General features: G+C 67.1%; 21 protein-coding genes. 15 read left to right on the plus strand and 6 right to left on the minus strand.

What is annotated here, in order from left to right:
* Positions 1-12: 12 nt before the first annotated feature.
* Complete coding sequence (locus tag ASC46_RS03970; protein WP_096335324.1) at positions 13-690, minus strand: GntR family transcriptional regulator; 678 nt, start codon at positions 688-690, stop codon at positions 13-15.
* A 197-nt stretch (positions 691-887) separates the two neighbouring features.
* On the opposite strand from ASC46_RS03970, the gene ASC46_RS03975 reads away from it, so the two are divergent.
* The 10 genes from ASC46_RS03975 (at position 888) to ASC46_RS04020 (ending at position 13,461) form a co-directional block, all read left to right on the plus strand.
* Positions 888-1,709, plus strand: a complete 822-nt coding sequence (locus ASC46_RS03975; RefSeq protein ID WP_055458021.1) for a 2-keto-4-pentenoate hydratase — start codon at positions 888-890, stop codon at positions 1,707-1,709.
* 118 nt (positions 1,710-1,827) lie between these two features.
* On the plus strand, positions 1,828-2,805 hold the full coding sequence (locus ASC46_RS03980) for a TRAP transporter substrate-binding protein (RefSeq protein ID WP_055458022.1): 978 nt from the start codon (positions 1,828-1,830) through the stop codon (positions 2,803-2,805).
* A gap of 317 nt (positions 2,806-3,122) precedes the next feature.
* Positions 3,123-3,656: a TRAP transporter small permease gene (locus tag ASC46_RS03985; protein ID WP_055458023.1), complete on the plus strand. Its 534-nt coding sequence runs from the start codon at positions 3,123-3,125 to the stop codon at positions 3,654-3,656.
* Entirely contained in the window at positions 3,656-4,936 is a 1,281-nt protein-coding gene (locus ASC46_RS03990; RefSeq protein ID WP_055458024.1) for a TRAP transporter large permease, read from the plus strand. The genes ASC46_RS03985 and ASC46_RS03990 overlap by 1 nt, the downstream gene beginning before the upstream one ends.
* 103 nt (positions 4,937-5,039) lie before the next feature.
* Positions 5,040-6,320, plus strand: a complete 1,281-nt coding sequence (locus ASC46_RS03995; RefSeq protein WP_055458025.1) for an acetylornithine deacetylase/succinyl-diaminopimelate desuccinylase family protein — start codon at positions 5,040-5,042, stop codon at positions 6,318-6,320.
* Between the two features lie 224 nt (positions 6,321-6,544).
* Complete coding sequence (locus ASC46_RS04000; RefSeq protein ID WP_082464691.1) at positions 6,545-8,044, plus strand: ABC transporter substrate-binding protein; 1,500 nt, start codon at positions 6,545-6,547, stop codon at positions 8,042-8,044.
* A gap of 166 nt (positions 8,045-8,210) precedes the next feature.
* The gene (locus tag ASC46_RS04005) at positions 8,211-9,158 is read left to right on the plus strand and encodes an ABC transporter permease (RefSeq protein WP_055458026.1); all 948 of its coding nucleotides are present in this window, start codon (positions 8,211-8,213) and stop codon (positions 9,156-9,158) included.
* Positions 9,155-10,015, plus strand: coding sequence for an ABC transporter permease (locus ASC46_RS04010; protein ID WP_055458027.1), 861 nt, complete (start codon positions 9,155-9,157; stop codon positions 10,013-10,015). The genes ASC46_RS04005 and ASC46_RS04010 overlap by 4 nt, the downstream gene beginning before the upstream one ends.
* 3 nt (positions 10,016-10,018) lie before the next feature.
* Positions 10,019-11,860 carry an ABC transporter ATP-binding protein gene (locus ASC46_RS21675; protein ID WP_055458028.1) on the plus strand — a complete coding sequence of 614 codons (1,842 nt, stop codon included), beginning with the start codon at positions 10,019-10,021 and terminating at the stop codon, positions 11,858-11,860.
* 140 nt (positions 11,861-12,000) lie between these two features.
* Positions 12,001-13,461 carry an aldehyde dehydrogenase family protein gene (locus ASC46_RS04020; protein ID WP_096335325.1) on the plus strand — a complete coding sequence of 487 codons (1,461 nt, stop codon included), beginning with the start codon at positions 12,001-12,003 and terminating at the stop codon, positions 13,459-13,461.
* Positions 13,462-13,601: 140 nt separating this feature from the next.
* On the opposite strand, the gene ASC46_RS04025 is transcribed toward ASC46_RS04020, so the two are convergent.
* On the minus strand, positions 13,602-13,817 hold the full coding sequence (locus ASC46_RS04025) for a hypothetical protein (RefSeq protein ID WP_063185224.1): 216 nt from the start codon (positions 13,815-13,817) through the stop codon (positions 13,602-13,604).
* A 248-nt stretch (positions 13,818-14,065) separates the two neighbouring features.
* On the minus strand, positions 14,066-14,929 hold the full coding sequence (gene purU, locus ASC46_RS04030; RefSeq protein WP_055458030.1) for a formyltetrahydrofolate deformylase: 864 nt from the start codon (positions 14,927-14,929) through the stop codon (positions 14,066-14,068).
* A 179-nt stretch (positions 14,930-15,108) separates the two neighbouring features.
* On the opposite strand from purU, the gene ASC46_RS04035 reads away from it, so the two are divergent.
* Complete coding sequence (locus ASC46_RS04035) at positions 15,109-16,878, plus strand: ethylbenzene dehydrogenase-related protein (protein WP_055458031.1); 1,770 nt, start codon at positions 15,109-15,111, stop codon at positions 16,876-16,878.
* A gap of 71 nt (positions 16,879-16,949) precedes the next feature.
* Positions 16,950-18,098 (plus strand): 2Fe-2S iron-sulfur cluster-binding protein, encoded by a 1,149-nt coding sequence (locus ASC46_RS04040; RefSeq protein ID WP_055458032.1) that lies wholly within the window; start codon positions 16,950-16,952, stop codon positions 18,096-18,098.
* Between the two features lie 114 nt (positions 18,099-18,212).
* Here ASC46_RS04040 and ASC46_RS04045 read toward each other — a convergent pair whose 3' ends face one another.
* The 3 genes from ASC46_RS04045 to ASC46_RS04055 all read right to left on the minus strand — a co-directional run bounded on the left by ASC46_RS04045 (position 18,213) and on the right by ASC46_RS04055 (position 21,907).
* On the minus strand, positions 18,213-20,252 hold the full coding sequence (locus tag ASC46_RS04045; protein ID WP_055458033.1) for a methyl-accepting chemotaxis protein: 2,040 nt from the start codon (positions 20,250-20,252) through the stop codon (positions 18,213-18,215).
* A 9-nt stretch (positions 20,253-20,261) separates the two neighbouring features.
* On the minus strand, positions 20,262-21,056 hold the full coding sequence (locus tag ASC46_RS04050) for a PstS family phosphate ABC transporter substrate-binding protein (protein WP_055458034.1): 795 nt from the start codon (positions 21,054-21,056) through the stop codon (positions 20,262-20,264).
* 194 nt (positions 21,057-21,250) lie between these two features.
* On the minus strand, positions 21,251-21,907 hold the full coding sequence (locus tag ASC46_RS04055; protein ID WP_055458035.1) for a GntR family transcriptional regulator: 657 nt from the start codon (positions 21,905-21,907) through the stop codon (positions 21,251-21,253).
* A gap of 139 nt (positions 21,908-22,046) precedes the next feature.
* On the opposite strand from ASC46_RS04055, the gene ASC46_RS04060 reads away from it, so the two are divergent.
* From ASC46_RS04060 to ASC46_RS04070, 3 genes are all read left to right on the plus strand, one after another.
* Positions 22,047-23,045 carry a TRAP transporter substrate-binding protein gene (locus tag ASC46_RS04060; protein WP_055458036.1) on the plus strand — a complete coding sequence of 333 codons (999 nt, stop codon included), beginning with the start codon at positions 22,047-22,049 and terminating at the stop codon, positions 23,043-23,045.
* A gap of 108 nt (positions 23,046-23,153) precedes the next feature.
* The gene (locus ASC46_RS04065) at positions 23,154-23,681 is read left to right on the plus strand and encodes a TRAP transporter small permease subunit (protein WP_055458037.1); all 528 of its coding nucleotides are present in this window, start codon (positions 23,154-23,156) and stop codon (positions 23,679-23,681) included.
* Positions 23,678-24,997, plus strand: a complete 1,320-nt coding sequence (locus ASC46_RS04070; protein WP_055458038.1) for a TRAP transporter large permease — start codon at positions 23,678-23,680, stop codon at positions 24,995-24,997. Before ASC46_RS04065 ends, ASC46_RS04070 begins: the two co-directional genes overlap by 4 nt.
* Positions 24,998-25,009: the final 12 nt, after the last annotated feature.

Raw genomic sequence — 25,009 nt, forward strand, 5'->3', positions numbered from 1 at the left:
GCCGCCGCCGGCTCACTCGAAGAGGTGAGGGTGGTCGGCCTCTACGCGCGGGAGAGCGCGCAGGATCTCGTTGAGGTGGTAGCGCATGGCCTTCTCGGCAGCGTCGGCGTCGCGCGCGTCGATGGCGGTCATGATGGCGCGATGTTGGGTGACGAGCGGGCGCATCGCCTCGGTGCCGGGCAGGGTGAGATAGCAGACCCTGTCCATGTGAGCCTTGAGGTCCTCGATTGCCTGCCAGGCAAGGATGCTGCCCGTGCCCTCGACGAGGGCCAGATGGAACAGTTCGTCCGTGCGCTGGAAGGCTGTATGGTCGCCGCGCTCGGCCGCCTTCTCCTGCAGGTCGAGCAGGTCGTCGATGCGCTGGCGGCTCTGGGAGGAAAAGCCCTCGCAGGCGCGGCGGACGACGGCCGCCTCCACCGCTTCGCGCACAAAGCGCGCCTCCATCATCTGGCGTACGGAGAGAAGGGCAACGACAGTGCCGCGCTGGGGCAGCGTCTCGACCAGGCGTGACCTCGCAAGCGCGATGAGCGCCTCGCGTACCGGCTGGCGCGAGACGCCCCAGCGCTGGGCGATCTCCACCTCCGACAGGCGTGTTCCGGGGGCTATGGCAAGCGTGATGATGGCTCGCCGCAACTCGCGCTCGACGCGTCGCGCCGCCGATTCGAAAGTGGTCTGCGATTCTGCTCGCACGGTTTTCGACCCTATTCAAACGGTTCAAATTATGTTTGAAACGGTTCAAATGGCTGTTGCTCCATATAGCAGAGCATACTACCATACACAAATATACGATTGCGGAGGACGCCGCGGCGGTCGACATTCACTGCCAGGGGCGCAATCTGGAATGACAAGATGGCCGGGCAATACCGGTAGGGGGAAGGGGAGGAGACATGCAGGATCTCGGGCGCTCGCCTGCAGCTTCCGCCGAAATCGCAAAGCGCTTCGTGGCGGCCCGTCGCGCGGCAGTGGCGCTCGATTCCTTTCCCGGTCCGCTGCCCGCTTCCGTTGATGGGGCCTATGCCGTTCAAGACGAAGCGATCCGCCAATGGGGCGCACCCGTCGTGGGCTGGAAGGTCGCGCTCATCCATCCGGACCTTCGCCCGGCCTACGGCGGCGCGGAGCGACTCGTCGGCCCGGTCTTCGCCGGCACGCTGGTCGAGGCGAGAGGGGAAGCGGTGGCCGCGCCGGTGATCGAGGGCGGCTTTGCGGCCATCGAGGCCGAGTTCGCGGTCCGTCTCGGCGCCGACCTGCCGGCGCGCGATGCGCCCTACGGCCTCGACGACGTGACGCAAGCGGTGGACGACCTCTTCCTCGCCGTGGAGGTTGCCAGCAATCCGCTCGCCGTCATCAACGATCTCGGGCCGGCTGCCATTATCAGCGGCTTCGGCAACAATGCCGGCGTCATCCTCGGGCCGGCGGTGAGGGGCTGGCGCGATGCGCCGCTCGAGGCGCTCGCGACCCGTGTCGTGGTTGACGGTGCGACCGTCGGCGAGGGCAGTGCAGCGAAGGTGCCGGGCGGACCCCTCGGCGCCCTCCTCTTCGCCGCCAATTGCCTGTCCGCGCGAGGCGTTGGCCTCAAGACCGGCGATATCGTCTCGACCGGGGCGAGCACGGGCATCCATCCGGTGCGACCGGGCATGGAGGCGATCGTGTCGTGCGGCGCGGCCGGCGACATCCGTCTTTCTGTTACCCGCGCCGTCGGCGAGGGGTGATCCGCGGTCGGCCGGCGCCAGGGGCTCCCCCGCGCCACCGCCGCCGCTGCGGCCTGTCGGGTCCGCCAAGAAAACGAGGGCGAAAAGCCCCGGTTCCATTTCCAGGGAGGCATCTTGAATGCTTAAATTCGGCACTCTCATCGGCACGGCGCTCGCAGCTGCGGCGCTTGCCATCGCGCCCGCGTCGGCGCAGACCGTCCTTCGTTCGGCGGACGTCCACCCCGACGGCTATCCCACCGTCGAGGCCGTGAAATACATGGGCTCCCTGCTCAAGGAGGCCACTAACGGGCGGTATGACATCAAGGTCTTCGTCTCCGAGCAGCTCGGCAGCGAGAAGGACACGATCGAGCAGACGCGCTTCGGCGTGCTCGACCTCAACCGCGTCAACATGGCGCCGTTCAACAACCTCATCCCGGAAACGGGCGTGCTGTCGCTGCCATTCCTCTTCCGTTCGGTCGACCACATGCACAAGGTTGTCGACGGGCCGATTGGCGACGAGATCCTGAAGGCTTTCGAGGCGCATGACCTCGTCGGGCTCGCCTTCTACGATTCCGGCGCACGCAGCCTCTACACGACGAAGAAGCCGGTGCGCAGCCTCGATGACGTGAAGGGGCTCAAGATCCGCGTGCAGCAGTCCGACCTCTTCATCGGCATGGTCAAGGCCATGGGTGGCAATCCGACGCCGATGCCCTACGGCGAGGTCTATTCGGCGCTGCAGACGGGCGTCATCGACGGGGCCGAGAACAACTGGCCGAGCCTCGAGAGCTCCAAGCACTTCGAGGTGGCGAAGTTCTACACGCTCACCGAGCACTCCCTGTCGCCGGAGGTGCTGGTGATGTCGAAGAAGGTGTGGGACAAGCTCTCGCCTGAGGATCAGGCCGCCTTCCGCGACGCGGCGAAGAAGTCCGTCGTCAAGATGCGCGAGCTCTGGCAGGCGCGCGAGAAGAAGTCCGAGGAGATCGTACGGCAGGCCGGCGTCGAGGTGATCACCATCGACAAGAAGCCGTTCGAGGAAGCGATGAAGCCCTTCTACGCCTCCTTCGTGAAGGATCCCAAGCTGCAGGCGCTGGTGGAGAAGATCCGCGCGGTGCAGTGACAACGTCGGTGGATCACTCCGTCCGGGCCATGGATCCGGACGGAGTGGAAGCGCCGGCCCCCGACCGCACACCGTCATGCCCGCGCTCGTCGCGGGCATCCACGCCGTGACGCTCGCGCAGATTGAAGGCGCGGATGGCGACGGCAATGCGTATACGCATTGCCGGCCATGATGGGCGAAGAGGGGTCTCAAGCACCCACGTCGTAGCTTGTGACGAACGGCAAGATCGTGGATGGCCGGGACAAGCCCGGCCATGACGAGCCATAAATGTCGTTCCCAAGCCCCTTTTTAGATACCGGACCGCCATCGGACCGCCCATGACATCCATCCTGACATCCCTGCATCGCCTGCTGCGCGTCCTGTCGACGGTGGCGCTCTGGCTTTCCGCCGCCGGGCTCGTGGCCATGACCGCCGCCGTTGCCTGGCAGGTCTTCGGCCGCTACGTGCTCAACGACACGCCGAGCTGGACGGAGCCGATCTCGCTCCTCCTGATGAGCTGGTTCATCCTGCTCGGGGCGGCTGTGGGGGTGCGCGAGAACTTCCACCTCGGGCTCGACATCGTGCGCTTCTTCGCGCCTGACCGGATGGCACGATTCATGGACGGCATCAGCCTCGTCGCCATCACGGGCTTCGGCCTCGCCATGGCGTGGTTCGGCTGGACGCTCGTCGTCGGCACCTGGTCAGCTACCATCCCGGTGCTGGGAATCCCCGGCGGCATTGACTACCTGCCGCTCGTCGTCGGCGGCGGGCTCATCGCCCTTTTCGCCGTCGAGCGGCTCGTCGGCATGATCGCCCACCCGCGCGAAGACATCGTGGCCGCCAAGACCGCCGCGGATCTGGAGGCGCACTGATGGAACTCTGGGTCCTCTTCGGCACGTTCTTCGGCCTGCTCGTCCTCGGCACGCCGGTGGCCTTCTGCCTCGGCATCGCGTCGCTGGCGACGGTGTTTTACATGGGAATGCCGCCGTTCGTCGTCTTCCAGCGGCTCAACTCCGGCATCAACGCCTTTGCGCTGATGGCCATTCCCTTCTTCGTCTATGCCGGCGACCTCATGGTGCGCGGCGGCATCGCCGGCAAGCTGGTGCGCCTCGCGGCCGCCCTCGTCGGCCACCTGCGCGGTGGCCTCGGGCAGGTCAACATCGTCGCCTCCACGCTCTTCGGCGGCGTCTCCGGCTCGGCAGTTGCTGACGCCTCGGCGGTCGGCGGGCTGATGATCCCGCAGATGCGCGAGCGCGGCTATGCCGCCGACTACGGCGTCAACGTCACGGTGACCTCGGCCATCATCGCGCTGATGATCCCGCCCTCGCACAACATGATCATCTATTCGATGTCGGCGGGCGGGCGCATCTCGATCGCCGACCTCTTCACCGCCGGCATCATCCCCGGGCTGCTGCTTGCTGCCGCCCTCATGGTGGCCGCCTATGTGGTTGCCCGGTGGCGCGGCTATCCGGCCGGGGTCTTCCCGGGCTGGGGCGCCATGCTGCCGATCCTCGTCGGGGCGGTGCCGGGCATCCTGCTCATCGGCATCATCTTCGGCGGGGTGCGTTCGGGCGTCTTCACGGCGACCGAGAGCTCATGCATCGCCGTCGTCTATGCGGTGGCGGTCACGGTACTCGTCTATCGCGAGATGGGCTGGCGCGACTTCGTCGAGGCGACGCTGGGCGCCGTGCGCACCACGGCGATGGTTCTGCTCGTCATCGGCAGCGCCGCCTCCTTTGGCTGGCTGCTGGCGCTTCTGCAGGTGCCGACGGCGATGGTGGAGGGCATGCGTGCGCTGTCCGACAATCCCATCGTCATCTTCCTCCTCATCAACCTCATCCTGCTGGTGCTCGGCTGCTTCATGGACATGTCGCCGCTGATCATCATCACGACACCGATCTTCCTGCCGGTCGTCACCGCCTTCGGCATGGACCCGGTGCATTTCGGCGTCATCCTGGTGCTCAACCTCGGCATCGGCCTGTGCACGCCGCCGGTCGGATCCGTGCTTTTCGTCGGTTGCGCCGTCGCTCGTATCGGCATCATGCAGGCGGTCAGGACCATCTGGCCCTTCTACGGGGCGTGTTTCGCCGTGCTGATGCTCGTCACCTACGTGCCGTCGCTGTCGCTGTGGCTCCCGGCCCTCTTCCGGTAACGATGCGAAAACCGTCCGAAAACGTGTGTGTGCAAACGAAAACTGTCTTGCAGGTGGCCCGGCGTGGTGAAACCATGCCGGGCCCAACCGATCCGAGACGGTCATGTCTATCCGAGACGTCCTTGAAGCCGTTCGAGACCGCCGCGATGAGCTGGCCGCCCTTACGGCCGACCTGATCCGCATCCCGACCGTCAACCCGCCGGGGGAGAACTATCGCGACTGCGCCGAATTCGTCGGCGAGCGGCTCCGCCGGCGCGGCTTCGACATCGCCTATGTCCGCGCGGAGGGAACGCCCGGCGACAGCGACCGCTATCCGCGCTGGAACGTCATCGCGCGCAAGGAGGGCGCCCGGCCGGGTCCCTGCGTCCATTTCAATTCCCATATCGACGTCGTCGAGGCCGGGGCGGGCTGGACGCGCGACCCCTTCGGCGGGCAGATCGAAGACGGCAAGGTCTACGGCCGCGGTGCCTGCGACATGAAGGGCGGGCTCGCAGCCTCCATCATCGCGGCCGAGGCCTTCATCGATCTCATGCCCGGTTTTCCCGGCGCCATCGAGATCTCCGGCACGGCCGACGAGGAATCGGGCGGCTACGGCGGCGTTGCCTATCTCGCGGGCAAGGGCTTCTTCTCGAAGCCGCGCGCCGATCACGTCATCATTCCCGAGCCGCTCAACAAGGACTGCATCTGCCTCGGCCATCGCGGCGTGTGGTGGGCGAAGATCGAAACGAAGGGCCGCATCGCGCACGGCTCCATGCCCTTCCTCGGTGATTGCGCCGTGCGCCACATGGGCGCGGTCCTCAATGCCTTCGAGTGTGAGCTCATCCCGGCGCTCGCCGCGCGCCGCACGGCGATGCCCGTGATCCCGCCGGGCGCGCGCAGTTCGACCCTCAACATCAATTCCATCCACGGCGGGCAAGGCGAGGACCATGACGGCCTGCCGTCGCCCTGCGTGCCGGATTCCGCGCGCATGGTCATCGACCGCCGCTTCCTCATGGAAGAGAAGATCGAGGACGTGAAGGCCGAGGTGATCGGCATCCTCGACCGGCTGGCCAGGGAGCGGAAGGACTTTGCCTACGCCATCGAGGACCTGTTCGAGGTGCAGCCGACGATGACCGACCGCGAGGCGCCCGTGGTGCAGGCCGTTGCGGGCGGGATCCGCGAGGTCATGGGCCAGGAGCCGAGCTATGTCGTCTCGCCTGGCACCTACGACCAGAAGCACGTCGATCGCATCGGTCGGTTGAAGGACTGCATCGCCTATGGTCCGGGCATTCTCGACCTGGCGCACCAGCCGGACGAATATGTCGGCATCGACGACATGGTCGATTCGGCGAGGGTGATGGCGCGCGCCTTGCATGAGCTTCTGGAGGGTGGCGGCAAGGCGTGAGCGTGTTGTGCACGCGCCGTCATGCCCGCACTTGTCGCGGGCATCCACGCCCTGCAGCCTGCGCAGAAGGCGTGGATGGTAATGCAGCGCGGACACGCGCTGCGCTTACGGGAAGTGTCGCAAGTCGGGCAAGCCCGCCTTGCGAGGACGAGCCCGGCGATGACGAAAGGCGTGCCTGGCATGATATCGACAACAAGTGACCTTGCGACGAAGGAGGGGCCGGAATGTATCGCCGTCTGATGCAGCATCTGGTGAGGGGGACGGCCGCTGTCGCCGTATCGGCCGGCATCCTCCTTGGCACGCCGGCCTTGGCGGCGCGGACGGACGTCATTCTCGGCATCCGGCTCGAGCCGCCGCATCTCGACCCGACGGCGGGCGCCGCGGCGGCGATCGCGGAAATCGTCTACAACAACGTCTTCCAGGGCCTGACGCGCATCGACCGCGACGGGACGGTGAAGCCCTCGCTCGCCGAGCGCTGGGAGGTGTCGGAGGACGGCAAGGTCTACACCTTCCACCTGCGGCAGGGCGTGAAGTTCCACGACGGCACGACCTTCGACGCCGAGGACGTGAAGTTCTCGCTCGACAGGGCGCGCGCGGCCGACAGCGTCAACCCGCAGAAAGGCCTTTTCGAGCCCATCGACACCGTCGAGGTGGTGGACCCGCAGACAGTGCGGATCACGCTGAAGCGCCCGAGCGGCAGCCTGCCGTTCAACCTCGGCTGGGCCGCCGCCGTCATCGTCGCGCCCGAGAGCGCCGCCGACAACAAGACGGCGCCGGTCGGCACCGGTCCCTTCAAGCTCGCCGAATGGGTGAAGGGCGACCACGTCACGCTGACGCGCAGCGACGGTTATTGGGGCGAGCCCGTCGCCCTCGAGAAGGCGACCTTCAAGATCATCGGCGACCCGACCGCCTCCTTCGCGGCGCTGATGGCCGGCGATGTCGACGCCTTCCCGATCTTCCCCGCGCCGGAGAACGTGCCGCAGTTCGAGGCCGACCCGCGCTTCACGGTCGTCGTCGGCGACACCGAGGGCAAGACCGTGCTTGCCATGAACAACGGCAAGAAGCCCTTCGACGACATCCGCGTGCGCCGCGCCGTCTCCCACGCCGTCGACCGCAAGGCGCTGATCGAGGGCGCCATGTACGGCTACGGCAAGCCCATCGGCTCGCATTTCGCGCCGCAGGACAAGGGCTATGTCGACCTCACGGGCAAGTATCCGTTCGATCCAGAGAAGGCCAAGGCGCTTCTGAAGGAGGCGGGGGCGGAGAACCTCTCCGTCCGGCTCGTGCTGCCGCCGCCGGACTATGCCCGCCGCGGCGGCGAGGTGCTGGCGGCGCAGCTGCGCAACGTCGGCATTTCGGTCGAGATCGTGCCGATGGAATGGGCGCAGTGGCTGAGCGAAGTGTTCCGCAACAAGAACTTCGACATGACCGTCGTGAGCCACGTGGAGCCGCTCGACCTCGATATCTATGCCCGCGACGACTATTACTTCGGCTACAAGGACCCGGACTACCGCGCGCTCTACGAGCGTTTCGTCGCCTCGACCGACGAGAGCGAGCGGCTCGCGCTCCTCGGCCAGTTGCAGGAAAAGCTGGCGGACGACGCCGTCAACGCCTGGCTGTTCCTCCTGCCCAAGATCGGCATCTGGGACGCGCGGCTCGAGGGGCTGTGGGAGAACACCCCGGTGCCGGCCAATGACCTGACGGAAGTCAAGTGGCGCGAGTAGCAGTGATCTCGGTCGTGTCCGGCTCCCCGCTCGCGGCGGCTCCTTCTCCATCTCCCCACCGCAAGCGGGAGGAGGGGGACAGCGTTGTTCGTGTCGCTGACGTCCGCTCGCGAAGCGAAGTAGTCGGACGTCTGTCGATGGCGACGTTCAGGTGGGGCTGACCTGAATGCTCGTCTATCTCGCCAAGCGCCTCGCCTCGCTCGCCGCGACGCTGGTCATCGCTTCGCTCGTCATCTTCGCGGTGATGGAGGTGCTGCCCGGAGATCCCGCCGAGATCATGCTGGGGACCAATGCGCGGCCGGATACGCTTGCGGCGCTCAGGGCCGATTTCGGCCTCGACCGGCCCGCGCCGGAGCGCTATGCGGCCTGGGTGGCAGGTTTCGTCCAGGGGGACCTCGGCCGCAGTTATACCTATTCGGTGCCTGTCGGCGAGCTTGTCGCGCAGCGCCTGTGGGTCAGCCTTCCGCTCGCCGCCATCTCGCTGCTTCTCACCGTCCTCATCGCCGTGCCCGTCGGCGCGCTCGCGGCGACGCGGCGCAACGGACCGGCCGATGTCGGCATCATGGCGGCGACGCAGGTCGGCATAGCGGTGCCGAACTTCTGGTTCGCCATGCTGCTCGTCTTCGTCTTTGCGGTGAGCCTTCGGCTCCTGCCCGCCGGCGGCTTTCCCGGCTGGGGGGCGGGCCTGTGGCCGGCGGGGCGTTCGCTCATCCTGCCGGCGGTGGCGCTCGCTCTGCCGCAGGCGTCGATCCTCGCCCGCGTGATGCGCTCCTCCCTCATCGACGCGCTCGGCGAGGACTACGTGCGCACCGCCCGTGCCAAGGGCCTGAGCCGGAGCGAGGTGGTGCGGCGGCACGCCCTGCGCAACGCGCTCATTCCCGTGCTCACCATCATGGGCCTGCAGTTCTCCTTCCTGCTCGCCGGCACCATCATCATCGAGAATGTCTTCTTCCTGCCGGGCCTCGGCCGCCTCGTCTTCCAGGCCATCACCCAGCGCGACCTCATCGTGGTCAAGAGCATCGTGATGCTGCTCGTCGCGAGCGTCGTCATCGTCAACTTCCTCGTCGAGGTGGCCTATGCCGCCGTCGACCCGCGCCTGAGGAGGCGGGCATGAGCGCGACCATGGCCCCTGGCCGGCGCCGCCTCGCCATCCGCGCGCTCGGCCACCCGAGCTTCCTCCTGGGGGCCGCGATCTCGCTCGTCGTCGCCGCCATGGCGCTCCTGTCCTTCGTGTGGACGCCGCACGACCCGACGGTGCTCGACATCGCCCGCAAGCTGCAGCCGCCCTCGGCGACGCACTGGCTCGGCACCGACCAGTACGGCCGCGACGTCCTGTCCATGATCATGCACGGGGCGGTCACGTCGATGGCCGTGTCCTTCGTGGCGGTGGGCATCGGGCTCGGGCTCGGCGTGCCGCTCGGGCTTCTGGCGGCCGCGCAGCGCGGCCTCGTCGGCGAGGCGGTGATGCGGGCGAACGACTTCGTCTTCGCCTTTCCGGCGCTCATCATCGCCATCATGCTGCGCGACATCTTCGGCCCCGGCGCCGTCAACGCCATGGTCGCCATCGGCATCTTCAACGTGCCGGTCTTCGCGCGGCTCGCCTATGGCGCGGCGCTGCCCCTGTGGACCCGCGAGTTCGTCATGGCGGCGCGTGTCGCCGGCAAGGGCGGCGGGCTCATCACGCTCGAGCATATCCTGCCCAACATGCTGAGCCTCGTCATCGTGCAGGCCACCATCCAGCTCTCGCTCGGCGTGCTGGCCGAGGCGGCCCTCTCCTATGTCGGGCTCGGCGTGCAGCCGCCGGCGCCGAGCTGGGGGCGCATGCTCAACGAGGCGCAGACGCTGATGGCGCTCGCGCCGCGCCTTGCGCTGGTGCCCGGCCTTGCCATCGTCGTCACGGTGATGGGCCTCAACCTCCTCGGCGACGGGTTGCGCGACCTGCTCGACCCGCGCCTTGCCCGGGAGCGCTGAGCGATGGCCATGTTCAGCGTCGAGGGGCTCGACCTTTCCATCTACGGCCTGCCGATCCTCAAGGGGGTCTCGCTCTCGGTGGGCGAGGGCGAGATCCTCGGGCTCGTCGGCGAATCCGGTTCCGGCAAGTCCATGACGGCGCTCGCGGCGATGCAGCTGATGCCGCGCGGTGCCAGCGCGACGGGCCGCATCCTGCTCGACGGCGAGGATCTTCTTTCCAAGAGCGAGGTGCAGATGTGCGCCTTGCGCGGGCGCGACATCGGCATGATCTTCCAGGAGCCGATGACGGCGCTCAATCCGCTGAAGACCATCGGCGCGCAGGTGGCGGAATGCTTTGCCCAGCACCTCGGTGCCCGGCGCGCCGAATGTATGGCCTGGGCCGGGCAGGCGCTGGAGCGGGTCGGCCTGCCGCCGTCGCGCTTTCCGCTCGACCGCTATCCGCACGAGCTCTCCGGCGGCCAGCGCCAAAGGGTTGTCATCGCCATGGCGGTGGCGCTGAAGCCCAAGCTCATCATCGCCGACGAGCCGACGACGGCGCTCGACGTGACGACGCAGGCCCAGATCCTCGAACTGATGCGCGAGCTGGTGGCCGAGGAGGGCACGAGCCTCCTCATAATCACCCACGACCTTGCCGTCGTCGCCGAGATGGCCGACCGCGTCACCGTGATGCGTTACGGCGAGGTGGTAGAGGAGGGCACGACGGCGGCCTTCTTCTCCGGCATGCGGCATCCCTATTCGAAGGCGCTGCTGGAAGCGTCGACTCACGTGCCGGCAAGGCGCAAGTTGACGGCGCCACCGATCCTCCCCCGTGAGGGGGAGGTGGCGCCGCATAGCGGCGACGGAGGGGGCGACGCGGCTGCCGTCGAGGGCACTGCTCCCAGCCCGGACCCCACCCGTCTCGCGCCGAGAGGCGCGAGCCATCCTCCCCTGAAGGGGAGGGATCAGCCGTATCCGTCACCCTCTCGCGGAGAGGAGGGACCAGGCACTCCTATCCTTGTTGCGCAGTCCGTCGTCCGTGAATATCGCGGCCGGCGCCGGTCGCTCTTCAGCGCGCCCGAGAAGCGGCGCGCCGTCGATGCCGTGAGCCTCGCCGTCCGGCCGGGCGAAAGCGTCGGGCTCGTCGGCGAATCCGGCTGCGGCAAGTCGACCCTCGCGCGCACGCTCATGGCGCTGGAGCCGCCGCAGGGCGGAGCCGTGCTGTTTCGCGGCCGCTCCTTGGCCGGTTTCTCGGCCGCCGATCTCACCGCCATGCGGCGGGCCGTGCAGGTGGTGTTCCAGGATCCCTATGGCTCCTTCGATCCGCGGCACAAGGCCGGCCGGCTCGTCGCCGAGCCGCTCCATCTCCTGCGTGGGGAGATCGACGCGGCGGAACGCAACCGGCGCATCGCCGCGGTGCTGCGCGATGTCGGCCTCAAGCCGGAAGATGCGGACAAATATCCGCACGAATTCTCCGGCGGGCAGCGCCAGCGCCTCGCCATCGCAAGGGCGCTCATCACGCGGCCGTCGCTCATCATCCTCGACGAGCCGGTGTCGGCGCTCGATGTCTCCATCCGCGCCCAGGTGCTCGACCTTCTCGCCGACCTGCAGGCCGAGCACGGGCTCGCCTACCTCTTCATCTCGCACGACCTCACGGTGGTGCGGGCCATCACCGACCGGGTGCTCGTGATGCGCGCCGGCCGGATCGTGGAAGAGGGGCCGACGGCGGAGGTGTTCGCGGCGCCGCGGCACGCCTATACGCGCGAGCTTCTCGCCGCCGCGCCCGACCTCTCCCGGGCGCTCGCGGCGCGAGCCATGCGCCCGGCGTGGGAGAGCCCGGCGGCGGGCGAGGTCCCCTCTGGCGGCTGAAGCGGCGATAGCTCTTTGCGATTCAATTAAATTGGAAAGAGCGTCTATCTTTTTGAGAATAGAGTTTTTTCTTCGCCGAACCGGTATCCACTTCGGCGGAAAATGCTCTAGAACAGCGTCAGCGACAGATCAGCGAACGGATGAACGAGATGACCACTGCCTTTGCGACCGACCGCGTCCTCATCGCCGGCGAATGGCGGGCGCCGGCGAGCCGCGAGACGCTTCCCCTCGTCAATCCTTCCGACGGCAGCGAACTGGCGCGCATCGCCGCCGGCGGCGCCCGCGATGTCGATGCTGCCGTCGGCGCGGCGGAGGAGGCCCTGTCCGGCGCCTGGGGGCGAATGACGGCGACCGAGCGCGGGCGCGTCCTTTCGGCCATGGGGCGGCTCGTGGCCGAGAAGGCGGACGAACTTGCCCGGCTCGAGGCGCTCGATGTCGGCAAGCCGCTGAAGCAGGCGAAGGCCGATGCGCTGGCGCTGGCGCGCTACCTCGAGTTCTACGGCGGCGCGGCCGACAAGGTGCACGGCGAGACCATTCCCTACCTCGACGGCTACACGGTCCTGACCCTGCGCGAGCCGCACGGCGTCACCGGCCATATCGTGCCATGGAACTACCCGATGCAGATCATAGGCCGCTCGGTCGGCGCAGCGCTCGCCATGGGCAATGCGACCGTGCTGAAGCCGGCCGAGGAAGCCTGCCTGACGGCGCTCGCCTTCGCCTATATTGCTGAGGAGGCAGGGCTGCCGGCCGGGGCGCTCAACGTGGTGCCGGGCACGGGCGAGGCCGCGGGGGCGGCGCTCTCGGCGCATCGCGGCGTTCATCACCTCTCCTTCACCGGCTCCGTTGCGACGGGAGCGCTCGTGCAGGCCGCCGCGGCGAAGAACGCGGTGCCGGTGACGCTCGAGCTCGGCGGCAAGTCGCCTCAGGTCGTCTTTGCGGACGCCGACCTCGACGCGGCGCTGCCCTTCCTCGTCAATGCCGGCATCCAGAACGCCGGCCAGACCTGCTCGGCCTCCTCGCGCATCCTCGTCGAGCGCGTCGTCTTCGACGAGGTGGTCGCGCGCATGGCGGAGCGCTATCGGGCGCTGAAGGTGGGACCTGCGCTGGCGGACCTCGATGTGGGCCCCATGGTCTCGGCCCGGCAGAAGGAGATCGTCGAGCGCTATATCGGCATCGCCAGGGCCGACGGCCTCGCCATCGCCGGCGAGGGTGGCATCGTGGCGGATGCGCCGGCCGGCGGCTGCTACGTGCGGCCTACGCTCGTCGCCAATGTGTCGGGCGACCACAGGTTGGCGCAGGAGGAGATCTTCGGACCGGTGCAGGTCGTCATCCCCTTCGAGGGCGAGGAGGAGGCCGTGCGCATCGCCAACGGCACCGACTTCGGCCTCGTCGCCGGCGTGTGGACGCGCGACGGCGGCCGCCAGCTGCGCATGGCGCGGGCGCTCAAGTCCGGCCAGGTCTTCATCAATAACTATGGCGCAGGCGGCGGCGTCGAACTGCCCTTCGGCGGCGTCAAGCGCTCCGGCCACGGCCGGGAGAAGGGATTCGAGGCCCTCTATGGCTTTTCGGTGCTGAAGACGGTGGCCATCCTGCACGGCTAGGCGGTCAATAGGGCTGGTTGAAGGACGGCATCACGCATCGTGAAAATCCGTGTTGCGCGATGCCGTCCTCGCTGCCCCGCGGGCGCGCGTCACCTGCCGGTCGATGGGTGCGGCGTTGCCGCAGCCCGGATTCGTTCATTTCATCCGGGGGCATTTCCGGGATTGTTGGCGCCGGCTCCCGGGTTGGCGGCGTTTGCGGGATTGGCCGCGTTGCCCGCGCCGATCCCGGGATTGGCCGGGTTCACGGCAAGGTGCTGCTGGCCGGGCGGGAGCTGCTGGATGGTCTGGGTGAGACCTCGCGTCCAGGCATCGGCCTGGGCGGCAATGCTCTGTCCCGGCAGGTGCGTTCCGGGCATGTATCCGCGCTCCGGGGCGATCTTGGGGGGATTTGGCATGGTCGAATCTCTATTCATGCAAATGTCGGGTGTTGCCAATCTGTGAAATAGAGGTTTCTGCAAGTTCTGTCTGTTCTCGATATGGAAATTGCAGGTGCGGCGATCAGTTAAATTCGGAATATATATTTATATTATACGTGCCATGTGCATTTCATGGCGCGACCTTTGTTTCAACTTCCCTCAAGCGCCCGGTGGCGCTCGGGCCGTGATCAATCCGTAAACACCACCGTGCGCTGGCCGTTGAGGATGACGCGGTCCTCGAGGTGGTAGCGCAGGGCCCGGGCGAGCACGCGCCGCTCAATGTCGCGGCCCTTGCGCACGAGGTCGTCCGGCGTATCGCGGTGACTGATGCGCTCCACGTCCTGCTCGATGATCGGACCCTCGTCGAGGTCCGAGGTGACGTAGTGGGCCGTCGCCCCGATGACCTTCACGCCGCGCGCATGCGCCTGGTGATAGGGCTTGGCGCCCTTGAAGCCGGGCAGAAACGAATGGTGGATGTTGATGCAGCGCCCCGCGAGCTTGGCCGCGAGACCGTCGGACAGCACCTGCATGTAGCGGGCAAGCACGACGACCTCGGCCCCAGTCTCGCGGATGAGCTCCCACAGACGGGTTTCCTGCTCGAGCTTCGTCTCCTTCGTCACGGGCAGGTGGTGGAAGGCCGCGCCGTCGAAATCGAGCGAGCCATAGGTTTCGCGCGGGTGGTTGGCGACGACGGCCACGAGATCCATCGGCAATTCGCCGAGGCGCCTGCGATAAAGCAGGTCGACGAGGCAATGGTCGAACCTGGAGACGAGAATCATCACGCGCCGCTTCTCCGCCCGGTCGCGCATCGTCCAGGTCATGGCGAAGCGCTCGGCGACCTCCGAAAAGCTCTTCCTGAGGTCCTCCAGCGTCGGGGCACCGTTCAGCGGGTTGAAGACAACCCGCATGAAGAAGCAGTTGCTCTGCGTGTCGTCGAACTGCTGCGCGTCGAGGATGTTGCATCCCGATTCGAAGAGATGGGTCGAGACCGCCGCAACGATGCCGGGGCGGTTGGCGCAGGACAGGGTGAGGACATAGTGCGGCTGTGACATGGCCGCCCTTTTGAGCCTTTTTCCGGAATCTGCAAGGGCTATGGCGTCGCAGCACCACAGAATTTCGCCGCACGATCAGTCTTGGCTATTGGCGATCGTTCTGATTTGATAAAAGATAGATTAAAATTTAAATCAAAACAGCATTCACGGATCCGACTTCCTCGATACGGGTGACAGGCATGGCCGATATCGGACATCTGCGAGAGGGGATCGACCGATCCCGACCGACCCGAAGGGCCGCGGCCGAAGCGGCAAGGCAGACCGCAACGCGCGACAGGGAGGGGCCACCGCGCACCGATATCGGCACCATCTTTCTGCACTGGCTCGTCGCTATCGCGATGGTCGTGAGCCTGCTGACGGGCCTGCGCATCTCGGCCGATGCGCCCGAGGCAGTGCTCTCCAAGGCGCTGGAACCCATCCTGCCTCAGGGGGAAATCTGGACGGTCCACTTCGTGGCCAGCCTCGTCCTCTTCTTCTCCGCGACGGCCTATGCGCTCTACATGCTGCGCAGCGGCCTGCGCCATCGGGTGGCACTGAAGAAGACGCGAGCGCTCGTCATGCCGGCAGCCAGCCGCCTGCGCTGGGGTGCCGTCAACGTCATCCTGCACTGGGTGGTCTACGGGCTCGTCGCCATCCTGACGGCGACGGGCATCGCGCTGTACATCGGCTACGGTGGCTGGATCGTCGCGGTCCATGCCGCGAGTGCCATTGCCGTGCTGGCCTACATCTTCATTCATGTCGTCGCGCATTTCCTCTATGGCGGATGGCCGCAGATCCTGCGGCTGTTCCGGCCGACGCGGCTCATGGCCAACAGCGGCATGAGGGCCCGGCCCCTGCTGACGGCGGTCCTCGTCGGCGTGCCGGTCGCGGGGGCCATTGCCGCCTTCGACTGGGGCACGCGCGATACGCTGACGGTCGGCGCAGTGGATGATCCGCCGACGCTCGACGGCGTACTCGACGATGCCGCCTGGCGGAGGGCCGGCCCGGTGCGCATCCGCACCCAGCAGGGCGCCAATCTCGGCGGCAGCGGCGAATCGCTCGTCGAGGTACGGGCGGTCCGGGATGCCAACAACATCTACTTCGCCTTCCGCTGGCAGGATCCGACGCGCTCGCTGCGCCGCCTGCCGCTCATCAAGCGGGAGGACGGCTGGCACCTCATCCACGATCACGCCGACATCGCCGATGTGATGAATTTCTATGAGGACAAGCTGTCCGTCATCTTCTCGCGCTCGCAGGCCTTCGGCGGCGGCGCCTCCACCCATCTCGGCCCGCAGCCGCTTTCAGACAAGCCGGGCGCGCTCAACAACCGCGGCCTGCATTACACGACCGACGGCAGCTATATCGACATGTGGCAGTGGAAGGCTTCGCGCGGCGGGCTGCTCGGCCGGGTCGACGACCAGTTCATCGGCCCGCCGATCGAGCCGAAGGAGGCGGACTGGAACAAGACGGCCCGCTATCAGGGCGGCTACACCGGCGATCCGGGCAAGGCCTTCTATGTCTACAACTATGTCTCCGAACCGCCGGGCGGCTATCGCGGCCCCGTCCAGCTGAAGCGCCTGCCGGCCGATTACCGGCAGACCGCCGCCAAGCTCAAGACCTTTGACCTCGACCCGGACAGCAGCGACAGCGAGGGTGCTCAGTGGTGGATGATGGAGGCGGAGACCGTCCCCTATTCGCCGGAGCTCGACGCCGCCATCCCTGTCGGCACGGTGATCCCCGGCGTGCTCATCATGGGCGAGTACAGCGGCGACCGCGCCGACATTGTCGGCGCTGCCCGCTGGTCGGACGGCTGGTGGACGCTGGAAACCAGGCGCGCGCTGACGACAGGCAGCAAATACGACGTCGATTTCGTGCCGGGCGAGCCGTTCTACATGTGGGTCGCCGTTTTCGACCACACCCAGACCCGGCACACGCGCCACGTGCGCCCCGTCAAGCTGGTCATCGAGTGATGCGCCTGCTGCGCGGCGCGGACCCGTGTTGTGCCGCGCCTGCGAGGCGGATGCCGCGCCAGAGGTGAGACATGGCAAGCAAGTGCAATCTGACGGTCAATGGACGCACGGTTCGGGCCAGCGTCGGCGAGACGCTGGTCGATGCGGCCATGGGGGGCTGGATCGCCGTGCCGCACGACTGCTGCTCGGGGCAATGCGAGACCTGCCGCGTGCGCGTCGTCTCCGGGTCGGTCGACGACCAGGGCACCGGGGAGGGCGACACGGTGCTCGCCTGCCAGGCGACGCTCGAAGGCGATGCGGTCATTACCTATGACGAGGTGCCGGAGGCGACCAAGCGCGCGGGCCAGGTGGCGGCGATGCGCGCCCTCTCGCGCGACGTGGTGGAAGTGATCGTCGAGCTGCGCAGCCCGCTCGACTATCTGCCGGGGCAATATGTGAGCGTGACCTTCGCCGGCTTTCCGCCGCGCGACTACAGCCCGACCCTGCGCTGGGACGGCACACGCGCGGCGCACGAACTCGTCTTCCACATCCGCATGCTGCCGGACGGCATCGTCTCGTCCGAGCTCGGCCGCAGCATCACGCCCGGGCACCGGGTGGATGTGCGAGGGCCATTCGGCCATGCCTTCTTCCGCCGCGGCGACGGGCTCATGGTGCTGGTCGCCGGCGGAACCGGCTGGGCGCCCATCTGGGCCGTGGCGCACGAGGCGGTGCGGGCCCGGCCGCGCCGCGACATCATCGTCATCGTCGGCGCGCGCGACCATGACGGGCTCTACATGCGCCAGTCGCTCGACTGGCTGCGCGACCATGGCGCGCGCGAGGTCATCGCGACATCGCGGCAGGGCGGGGGTGGGCTCGTCCGCTCGGGACGGCCGACGAATTATCTGCCGCTGCTGGGGCCGTCAGACATGGTCTATGTGGCGGGAGCGCCGGGGCTGGTCGATGCCGTCAAGCTGAAGGCGCTGTCGGCCGGTGCCTTCTGCTTCGCCGACCCCTTCCTGCCCAGCCAACAGCGCATGTCCTTCATGGACAGGATGGCGCGGCTCCTGCGCACGCCCGGCCGCACACCTGTGCCGCAGGATGCCGGCCTGTTCGCTCCGCAGATGGCGGGAGCGGACGACGCCGGCCGCGTGCCGGCCGCACGGCCGGCCAGCCGGCCCGCGGCACGGCGGCCGCTGCAGGAGACGCTGTTCGCCGCTCGGCGGCTGATGCGTCGGGAGTAGGCCAATCGCACATCATGGCTCGTTCCGACGGAAATGAATCAGAACGAGCGCCTATTTTATTATAATGGCAGCCCTTTTCCCGTCCGGCCGGTAGCGCGTTGAGCGGACGACGCACTAGGCTGACACTTCCGTCAGGAAAGTGCGGACGGTCTGGTCGAGGCGGCGGGCCTCTTCGACCATGACAGTCGCCGTGTTAACGACATGAACCGACGTGCTGCGGGCGTCGCCGATCGTCGCCTTGAGGCGGTCGACGCTGTGCGACAGGTCGACGGTGCCGTTGGAGGCGGCATGGACGCTGCCCGCGATCTCCTGCGTCGCCACGGTCTGGCGCTCGATGGAGATCTCGATCGCCTTCGTATGGGTCATGACGTTCTCGAGGGTGCGTGCGATCATCTCGATCGAGCTCACCGCCTCGCCGGTGGCCTCCTGGATGGCCGCGACCTTGCTCGCGATCTCGTCGGTGGCCTTCGCCGTCTGTCCAGCGAGCGCCTTCACCTCGTTGGCGACGATGGCGAAGCCCTTGCCGGCGTCGCCGGCACGGGCGGCCTCGATGGTGGCATTGAGAGCGAGGAGATTGGTCTGGGCCGCGATCTCGTCGATGAGACGCACGACGGCGCCGATCTTGCTCGCCGCCTCCGCCAGGCCGTCGACCTTGGCCGTGGCCGTGCGGGCGACGGCATTGCCGTCGTCGACCACGGTGGCCGTCTCCTGCACCTTGCCGGCGATCTCGGCGATGGAGCTGCTGAGCTGCTCGGTCGCATGTTTCACGAGCGTAACGCTCGAGACCGTGCTTTCCGAGGCGGCGACGGCTTCGACAGCCTCCCTCTCGGCCGCGGCCGAAACGTCGGCAAGCTGGTGTGCCATGGCATCCATCGTATCGATACCGCTACCGACGCGGGCGAGGACCGAACGCATCGTCTCGTCGAAGCGGTGGATGGCCTGTTCCAGAGCTTCCCGCCGCTGCTTGACGGTCTCGGCGAAGGCGACATGCGTGCGCAGCTGGTCGCGCTCCTGCAGCGAGCGCTGGAGCAGCACGACGGCGCGCGCGATATCGCCCACCTCGTCCTTGCGATTGGCGCCCGAGACGTGGGTGCGCCAGTCGCCCTGCGCGACGGCACCGACGGCCTCGGTGATGCGCTCCAACGGCCGGGTAACGTGGCGAGCCGTGGCGAGCGCGATGGCGGCGAAGACGATGAGCGCCAAGCTGGCGCCGCCGACGAGCCAGGCGACGAGCGCGCGCGTCTCGGCGGCTCCGATGCGCACTGTCTCGTCCCTGAGCTGGTAGGCTTCGGTACGGGGCGCGAGGGCGCACACGCTGAGATTCGCGGGAAAGTCGATGCAGCGCGAGAAGAACTGCTGATCGGGCGTCGCGAGCAGGTTTGTATCCTCATGCGCCGAGAAGTTGCCCGTCAGCGGGGGCAGGCCCGAACGGGAGACGACGCGATCTCCGGAAAGCACGGCAACGCCAGTGTTGGTCAGGCGCGAAAACTCGTTGAGAATCGGCTCGCTGGCGCGCAACGCCCGGTGCGCGATGAGCGCGGCCACCACATCGCCGAAATCGTCGAAGATGGGCGTGACGACGATGGCGGCGGCAGGGGCCGGGGCAACGGCACCAACGGCCGTCGCCAGCGCCTCGTCGAGTGGCCTGACCGTCTCGAGGATGCGCGGCCGGCGGCGGTCGTTCTCGGTCATGAGGGGCCGGATCTGCTCTGCGAGCGGGCTTTTCTGCAGTGCGTCGTTCGCGCCGAGAATGTCGAGCCACTGGTCGTGCGCGCCGATCACCCGCATCTTGTTATCGACAACCAGAATGCCGTCGATCTTGGCGACTTCGGCGGCGCGCGAGAGGAGTTCGCTCATCGCCACCACATTGCCCGAGGCGATCGCGCGCGAGACGTCCGCCCTCAGCGCGATGGCGTTGATGCGGTAGGTGACCTCGTCGAAGATGTTCCTGAGGCGCGCTGCCGCGAGCCTCGCGTCGGCCTCCAGTCGTTCGGACAGTTTCGTCTCGGCCAGCGCTTCGAGCTGCATTGCCTGTCGGTTCAGCCCGCGGTCGAGGCGCATGACCGTCAGCGCGACGAGCGCGGCGAAGGCCGCGAGCGCAGTGGCGACGATCGCGATCGTAAAGCGCGTGCCGAGCGAGGAAAGGCTTTTCAAGGCAGGGCCTCACTTCACGGGAACGCCGCCGGCCTGACGCATGGCATCCTGCGCCTCCGGCGAGGACAGGAAGGAAATGAAGTTCAGGGCCTCCGGCGTCACGGTTTTGGGATCGTGAATGATCGCCACGGTCACGGCGCTCGGATAGCCGTCGTCGGTCGGGAACAGCCCGTCGACGCGCAACACCGCCAGCTCATCGGGCAGATTGTTGCTGAACGGGCCGAAGCCGATGGCGCCTTCGACCTCTCGGACCGTGTCGATGCCCTCCTGGGTGGTGAAGGCGGTCTTCGACTTGTCCGTGAAGACGAGCTTGTCCCAACCGGGCATGGAGGCGCGCAGTACCTGAAGAGTGCTGTCGGCGTCCTCGCGGCGTACGACGCGCACGCGCAGGTCCCTGCCGCCCACCTCGCGCCAGTTCTCGACCGCGCCGGAAAAGATCGCCCGGATCTGCGCGCCGGTGAGGGCTGACACACCGGCGCTGCGATTGACATAGAAAGCGGACGGCAGCCTGAGAAACGGCGTCGCCACCAGGCCCTGAGAGCGCTCGGCATCCGTGAGCGGCCGCGCGATGCGCCCGAGGATCTCCTTGCCCGATCCGACGGCCGCGATGCCGCCACCCGAGCCGATGCTTGGCGGCACGACGATCGTCGTCTGGGGGTTGCGCTGCGTATAGAGCTTGCCGACGGCGCTCAGGATATCGATCCCGTCGCCGGTGCCCACGATACGCAGTTCTGCCGCGGTGGCGGCTGCCGGGGCGCCGAGGCCAACGATTGCGGCGCAGATCAGGCCGACGAGCTTGCGCATGTTTCCTCGTGTCTCGTTATTGCCCGAAGGCTTGCATGATAGGAGACAGAGGGTAATGAAAGGTGAACTTACCGAAAGTTGTAGCGTTCAGTGCAATGCATCCACGCTCGGGCAATTTGTTGGTTAACTGTCGGCTACTTTCACAAGTCAGATCAGTATTTACAATGTATGAGCGTTAAATCGGCGCCACGCGCTCAGGCCGTGTGCTCGGCGAGATTGGCGACAAGGTCGCCGAAGCGCTCGCCCTGGATGATGATGTGCGCCTTCAGGAGGGTCGAGGCGACTTCCGCATCGCCCTGCTCGATGGCGGCCAGGATGCCGTCGTGCTCGGCGAGAGAGGTGCGGATGCGACCGCGGACGCGGAGCTGGAGGCGCCGATAGGGCTTCAGCCGCCGGTGCATCAGCGTCGCCTGCTCGGCGAGGAAGCCGTTGCGGGAGGCCTGGTAGATGGCGTGGTGAAAGCGCTCGTTGGCGTAGTAGTAGCCATCCGCGTCGTCGGCCTCCGCGGCAGCGCGGCAATCCCGCTGCGCCGCCACCAACGCCGTGATGTCGCTGCCGTCGGCCCGGCGGGCGGCGAGGCGGCCGCACATACCCTCGAGCTCGGCCATGACCTCGAACATCTCCATGAGGCGCGAGGGGCCCACCTGTGCGACGACAGCTCCGCGATGTGGGCGGATTTCGACGAGGCCGGTGGTGGCTAGCTGCAGCAGGGCCTCACGGATCGGCGTGCGCGAGACGCCGAAGCGCTGCGCGAGCGTCGCCTCGTCCAGCCGCTCGCCTGCCTTGAGAAGGCCCATCGCGATGTCGTTCTCAAGGGCGTCCCTGAGGACGAAGCCGCGTTTGCCGCTCATGTGACAGCACCATCGCATACGATACGATCTATATTGTATACAAAATCGTTGACAGCGGATGCAAGTTTGATTTCGATGGCCGTCGAGGCCCGCAAGAGGCCCCGGCTCCCGGGGAGCCAGACCATTTGGAGGAAACGACATGCGCAAGACGTTGTTGGCGACGGCCAGTGCCGTGGCCGTTCTGATCGGCGGCCTGATGCCCGCCGCCGCGGAGATTGTGCTTAAAGCCTCGCACCAGTTCCCGGGCGGCAAGGGAGACCCGCGCGACGAGATGGTGCAGATCATCGCCCGCGAGGTGGAGAAGGCCAATGTCGGCCTCAAGATCCAGGTCTTCCCCGGCGCCTCGCTCTTCAAGCCGAACGAGCAGTGGGGCGCCCTGACCAAGGGGCAGCTCGACATGTCGGCCTTCCCGCTGGACTATGCCTCGGGCCGCCATCCGCAGTTCTCGGCCACCCTGATGCCCGGCCTCGTGCGCAATTACGAGCGCGCCGAGCGGCTCAACAATTCGCCCTTCATGGCGGATATCAAGAAGATCATCGAGGATGCTGGCGCCGTCGTCATCGCCGATGCCTGGCTGTCGGGCGGCTTCGCCTCCAAGAAGAACTGCATCACCGGCCCCGATTCCATCAAGGGACAGGTGACGCGCGCCGCCGGCCCCGCTTTCGAGCAGATGCTGGCCTTGGCCGGCGCCTCGATCTCGTCGATGCCCTCGTCGGAAATCTACACCGGCATGCAAACCGGCGTGCTCGATGCCACCAACACCTCCTCGTCGAGCTTCATCTCCTATCGTCTCTACGAGCAGGTGAAGTGCCTCACGGCGCCGGGCGAGAACGCGCTGTGGTTCATGTATGAGCCGGTGCTGATGTCGAAGCGCGTCTTCGACAAGCTCACGCCCGAGCAGCAGAAGGCGATCCTCGATGCCGGCAAGACGTCGGAAGCCTATTTCAACGAGGAAGCGAAGAAGGGCGACCAACTGCTGATCGACACCTTCAAGAAGGCAGGGGTGGAAGTCGTCGAGATGTCCCAGGCGGACTACGAGGCGTGGCTGAAGGTGGCGCAGGAATCTTCCTACAAGAACTTCGCCGAGAAGGTGAAGGGCGGCCAGGAGCTGATCGAAAAGGCGCTGGCCGTCGAGTGAGGCGAGGCCGGACGGCCGCAGGGGTGCCGGATGGACCTTCTCCCCGCGGGCGGGCAGAGGGTGTACCCGGCGCTCCTCTGCCATGCCCGCGGGGAACGGAACACGCAAATGGTTCGAGCCTTCGTTGCCGGTGTCGACAACGTATCGCGCCTGTTCGGCATCGTCGCCGGCGTCCTCATCGCCGCCGCCATGGTCGTCATCTGCCAGATGATCTTCATGCGCTACGTCTTTCGCGCGCCGACCATCTGGCAGACCGATTTCGTCGTCTTCAGCGCCACGGCGGCCATCTTCCTCGGCGCGCCCTACGTTCTCCTGCGCAAGGGGCACGTCGGGGTCGACGTCATCGAGACCCTGGCCAGCGCGCCGGTGCGGCGGGCGCTCGCCATCCTCGGCGCCTTTCTCGGCCTTGCCTTCTGCATCGCGATGTTCGTCGCTTCCGTCCTCTATTTCCACGAGGCGTGGGAAGGCGGCTGGACCACGTCGACCGTCTGGGCGCCGCCGCTGTGGATCCCGCTCATCCCGCTGCCTGTCGGCTTCGGGCTGCTCAGCCTGCAATACGTTGCGGAGATCCTGAAACTCTTCACCTCGACGCCGGCGGCGCAACGCCTGCCGCACGCCGCAGGAGCCGATGCATGACACTCTCCATCGCTGCCTATGTCATCGTCGGCTCGCTCTTCGCCTTCCTGGCGACGGGCATGCCGATCGCCTTCGCGCTCGGCCTCGCCGCCATCGCGGGGCTCCTGGTGGAGGAAGGCTTCGGCATCTTCGACGTCCTCGGCGAGACCATGTATGCTGGCATCGCCAATCTCGCCTATGTGTCGATCCCGATGTTCGTGCTCATGGGCGCCGCCGTCGCGGCTTCGCCCGCGGGCAAGGACCTCTACGAGGCGCTCGACCGCTGGCTCAACCGCGTGCCGGGCGGGCTCGTGCTGTCGAACCTCGGCGCCTGCGCCATCTTCTCGGGCATGACCGGCTCGAGCCCGGCCACCTGCGCTGCCATCGGCAAGATGGGCATTCCCGAGATGATGAAGCGGGGTTATCCCGCCTCCGTCGCCACCGGCTCCATCTGCGCCGGCGGCACGCTCGGCATCCTCATCCCGCCGTCGGTCACGATGATCGTCTACGGCATCGCCACCGAGACATCGATCGGCCGGCTGTTCCTCGCCGGCGTCATGCCCGGGCTGATGCTGACGGCGATGTTCATGGCCTGGGCGCTGATCGATGCCAAGCGCAAGGGCTTCCGCTTCGGCGCTGCCGGACGCGGGCGCTTCACATTGGTGCAGAAGTTCGCCACGCTGCCACGCGTCCTGCCGTTTCTCGTCATCATCCTCGGCGTGCTCTTCGTGCTCTACGGCGGGGTCGCGACGCCCTCGGAGGCGGCGGGGGCGGGCGCCTTCCTGACGCTCGGCGTCGTCATCATCGTCTACCGGCTGTTCCGGGCCGGGCCCGTCGTCGAGATCTTCGGCACGGCGATGCGCGAGAGCATCATGATCATGATGATCATGGCGGCGGCGGAGCTCTTCGCCTTCGCGCTGTCCTCGCTCTTCATCACCCAGACCATCGCCGGCGCCATTGCCTCGCTTGAGATCAACCGTTGGCTGCTGATGGGCGTCATCAACGTCTTCCTGCTGGTCGCCGGCATGTTCCTGCCGCCCGTCGCGGTCATCGTCATGGCGGCGCCGCTGCTCTTCCCCATCGTGACGCAGGCGGGCTTCGACCCCTACTGGTTCGCGGTGGTGCTGACGATCAACATGGAAGTCGGGCTCATCACGCCGCCCATCGGCCTCAACCTGTTCGTCATCAACGCCATCGCGCCGCAGGTGCCGACGCGGGAGGTGCTGTGGGGCTCGCTGCCATATGTCTTCGTGATGTTCCTCGGTATCCTCCTTCTGTGCATCTTTCCGCAGATCGCCACGTGGCTGCCGGATGTCGTGATGGGGCCCGCAATCTGACAGGATCAAGGA

This window comes from Chelatococcus sambhunathii, from assembly GCF_001418005.1.
Lineage (GTDB): Bacteria > Pseudomonadota > Alphaproteobacteria > Rhizobiales > Beijerinckiaceae > Chelatococcus_A > Chelatococcus_A sambhunathii.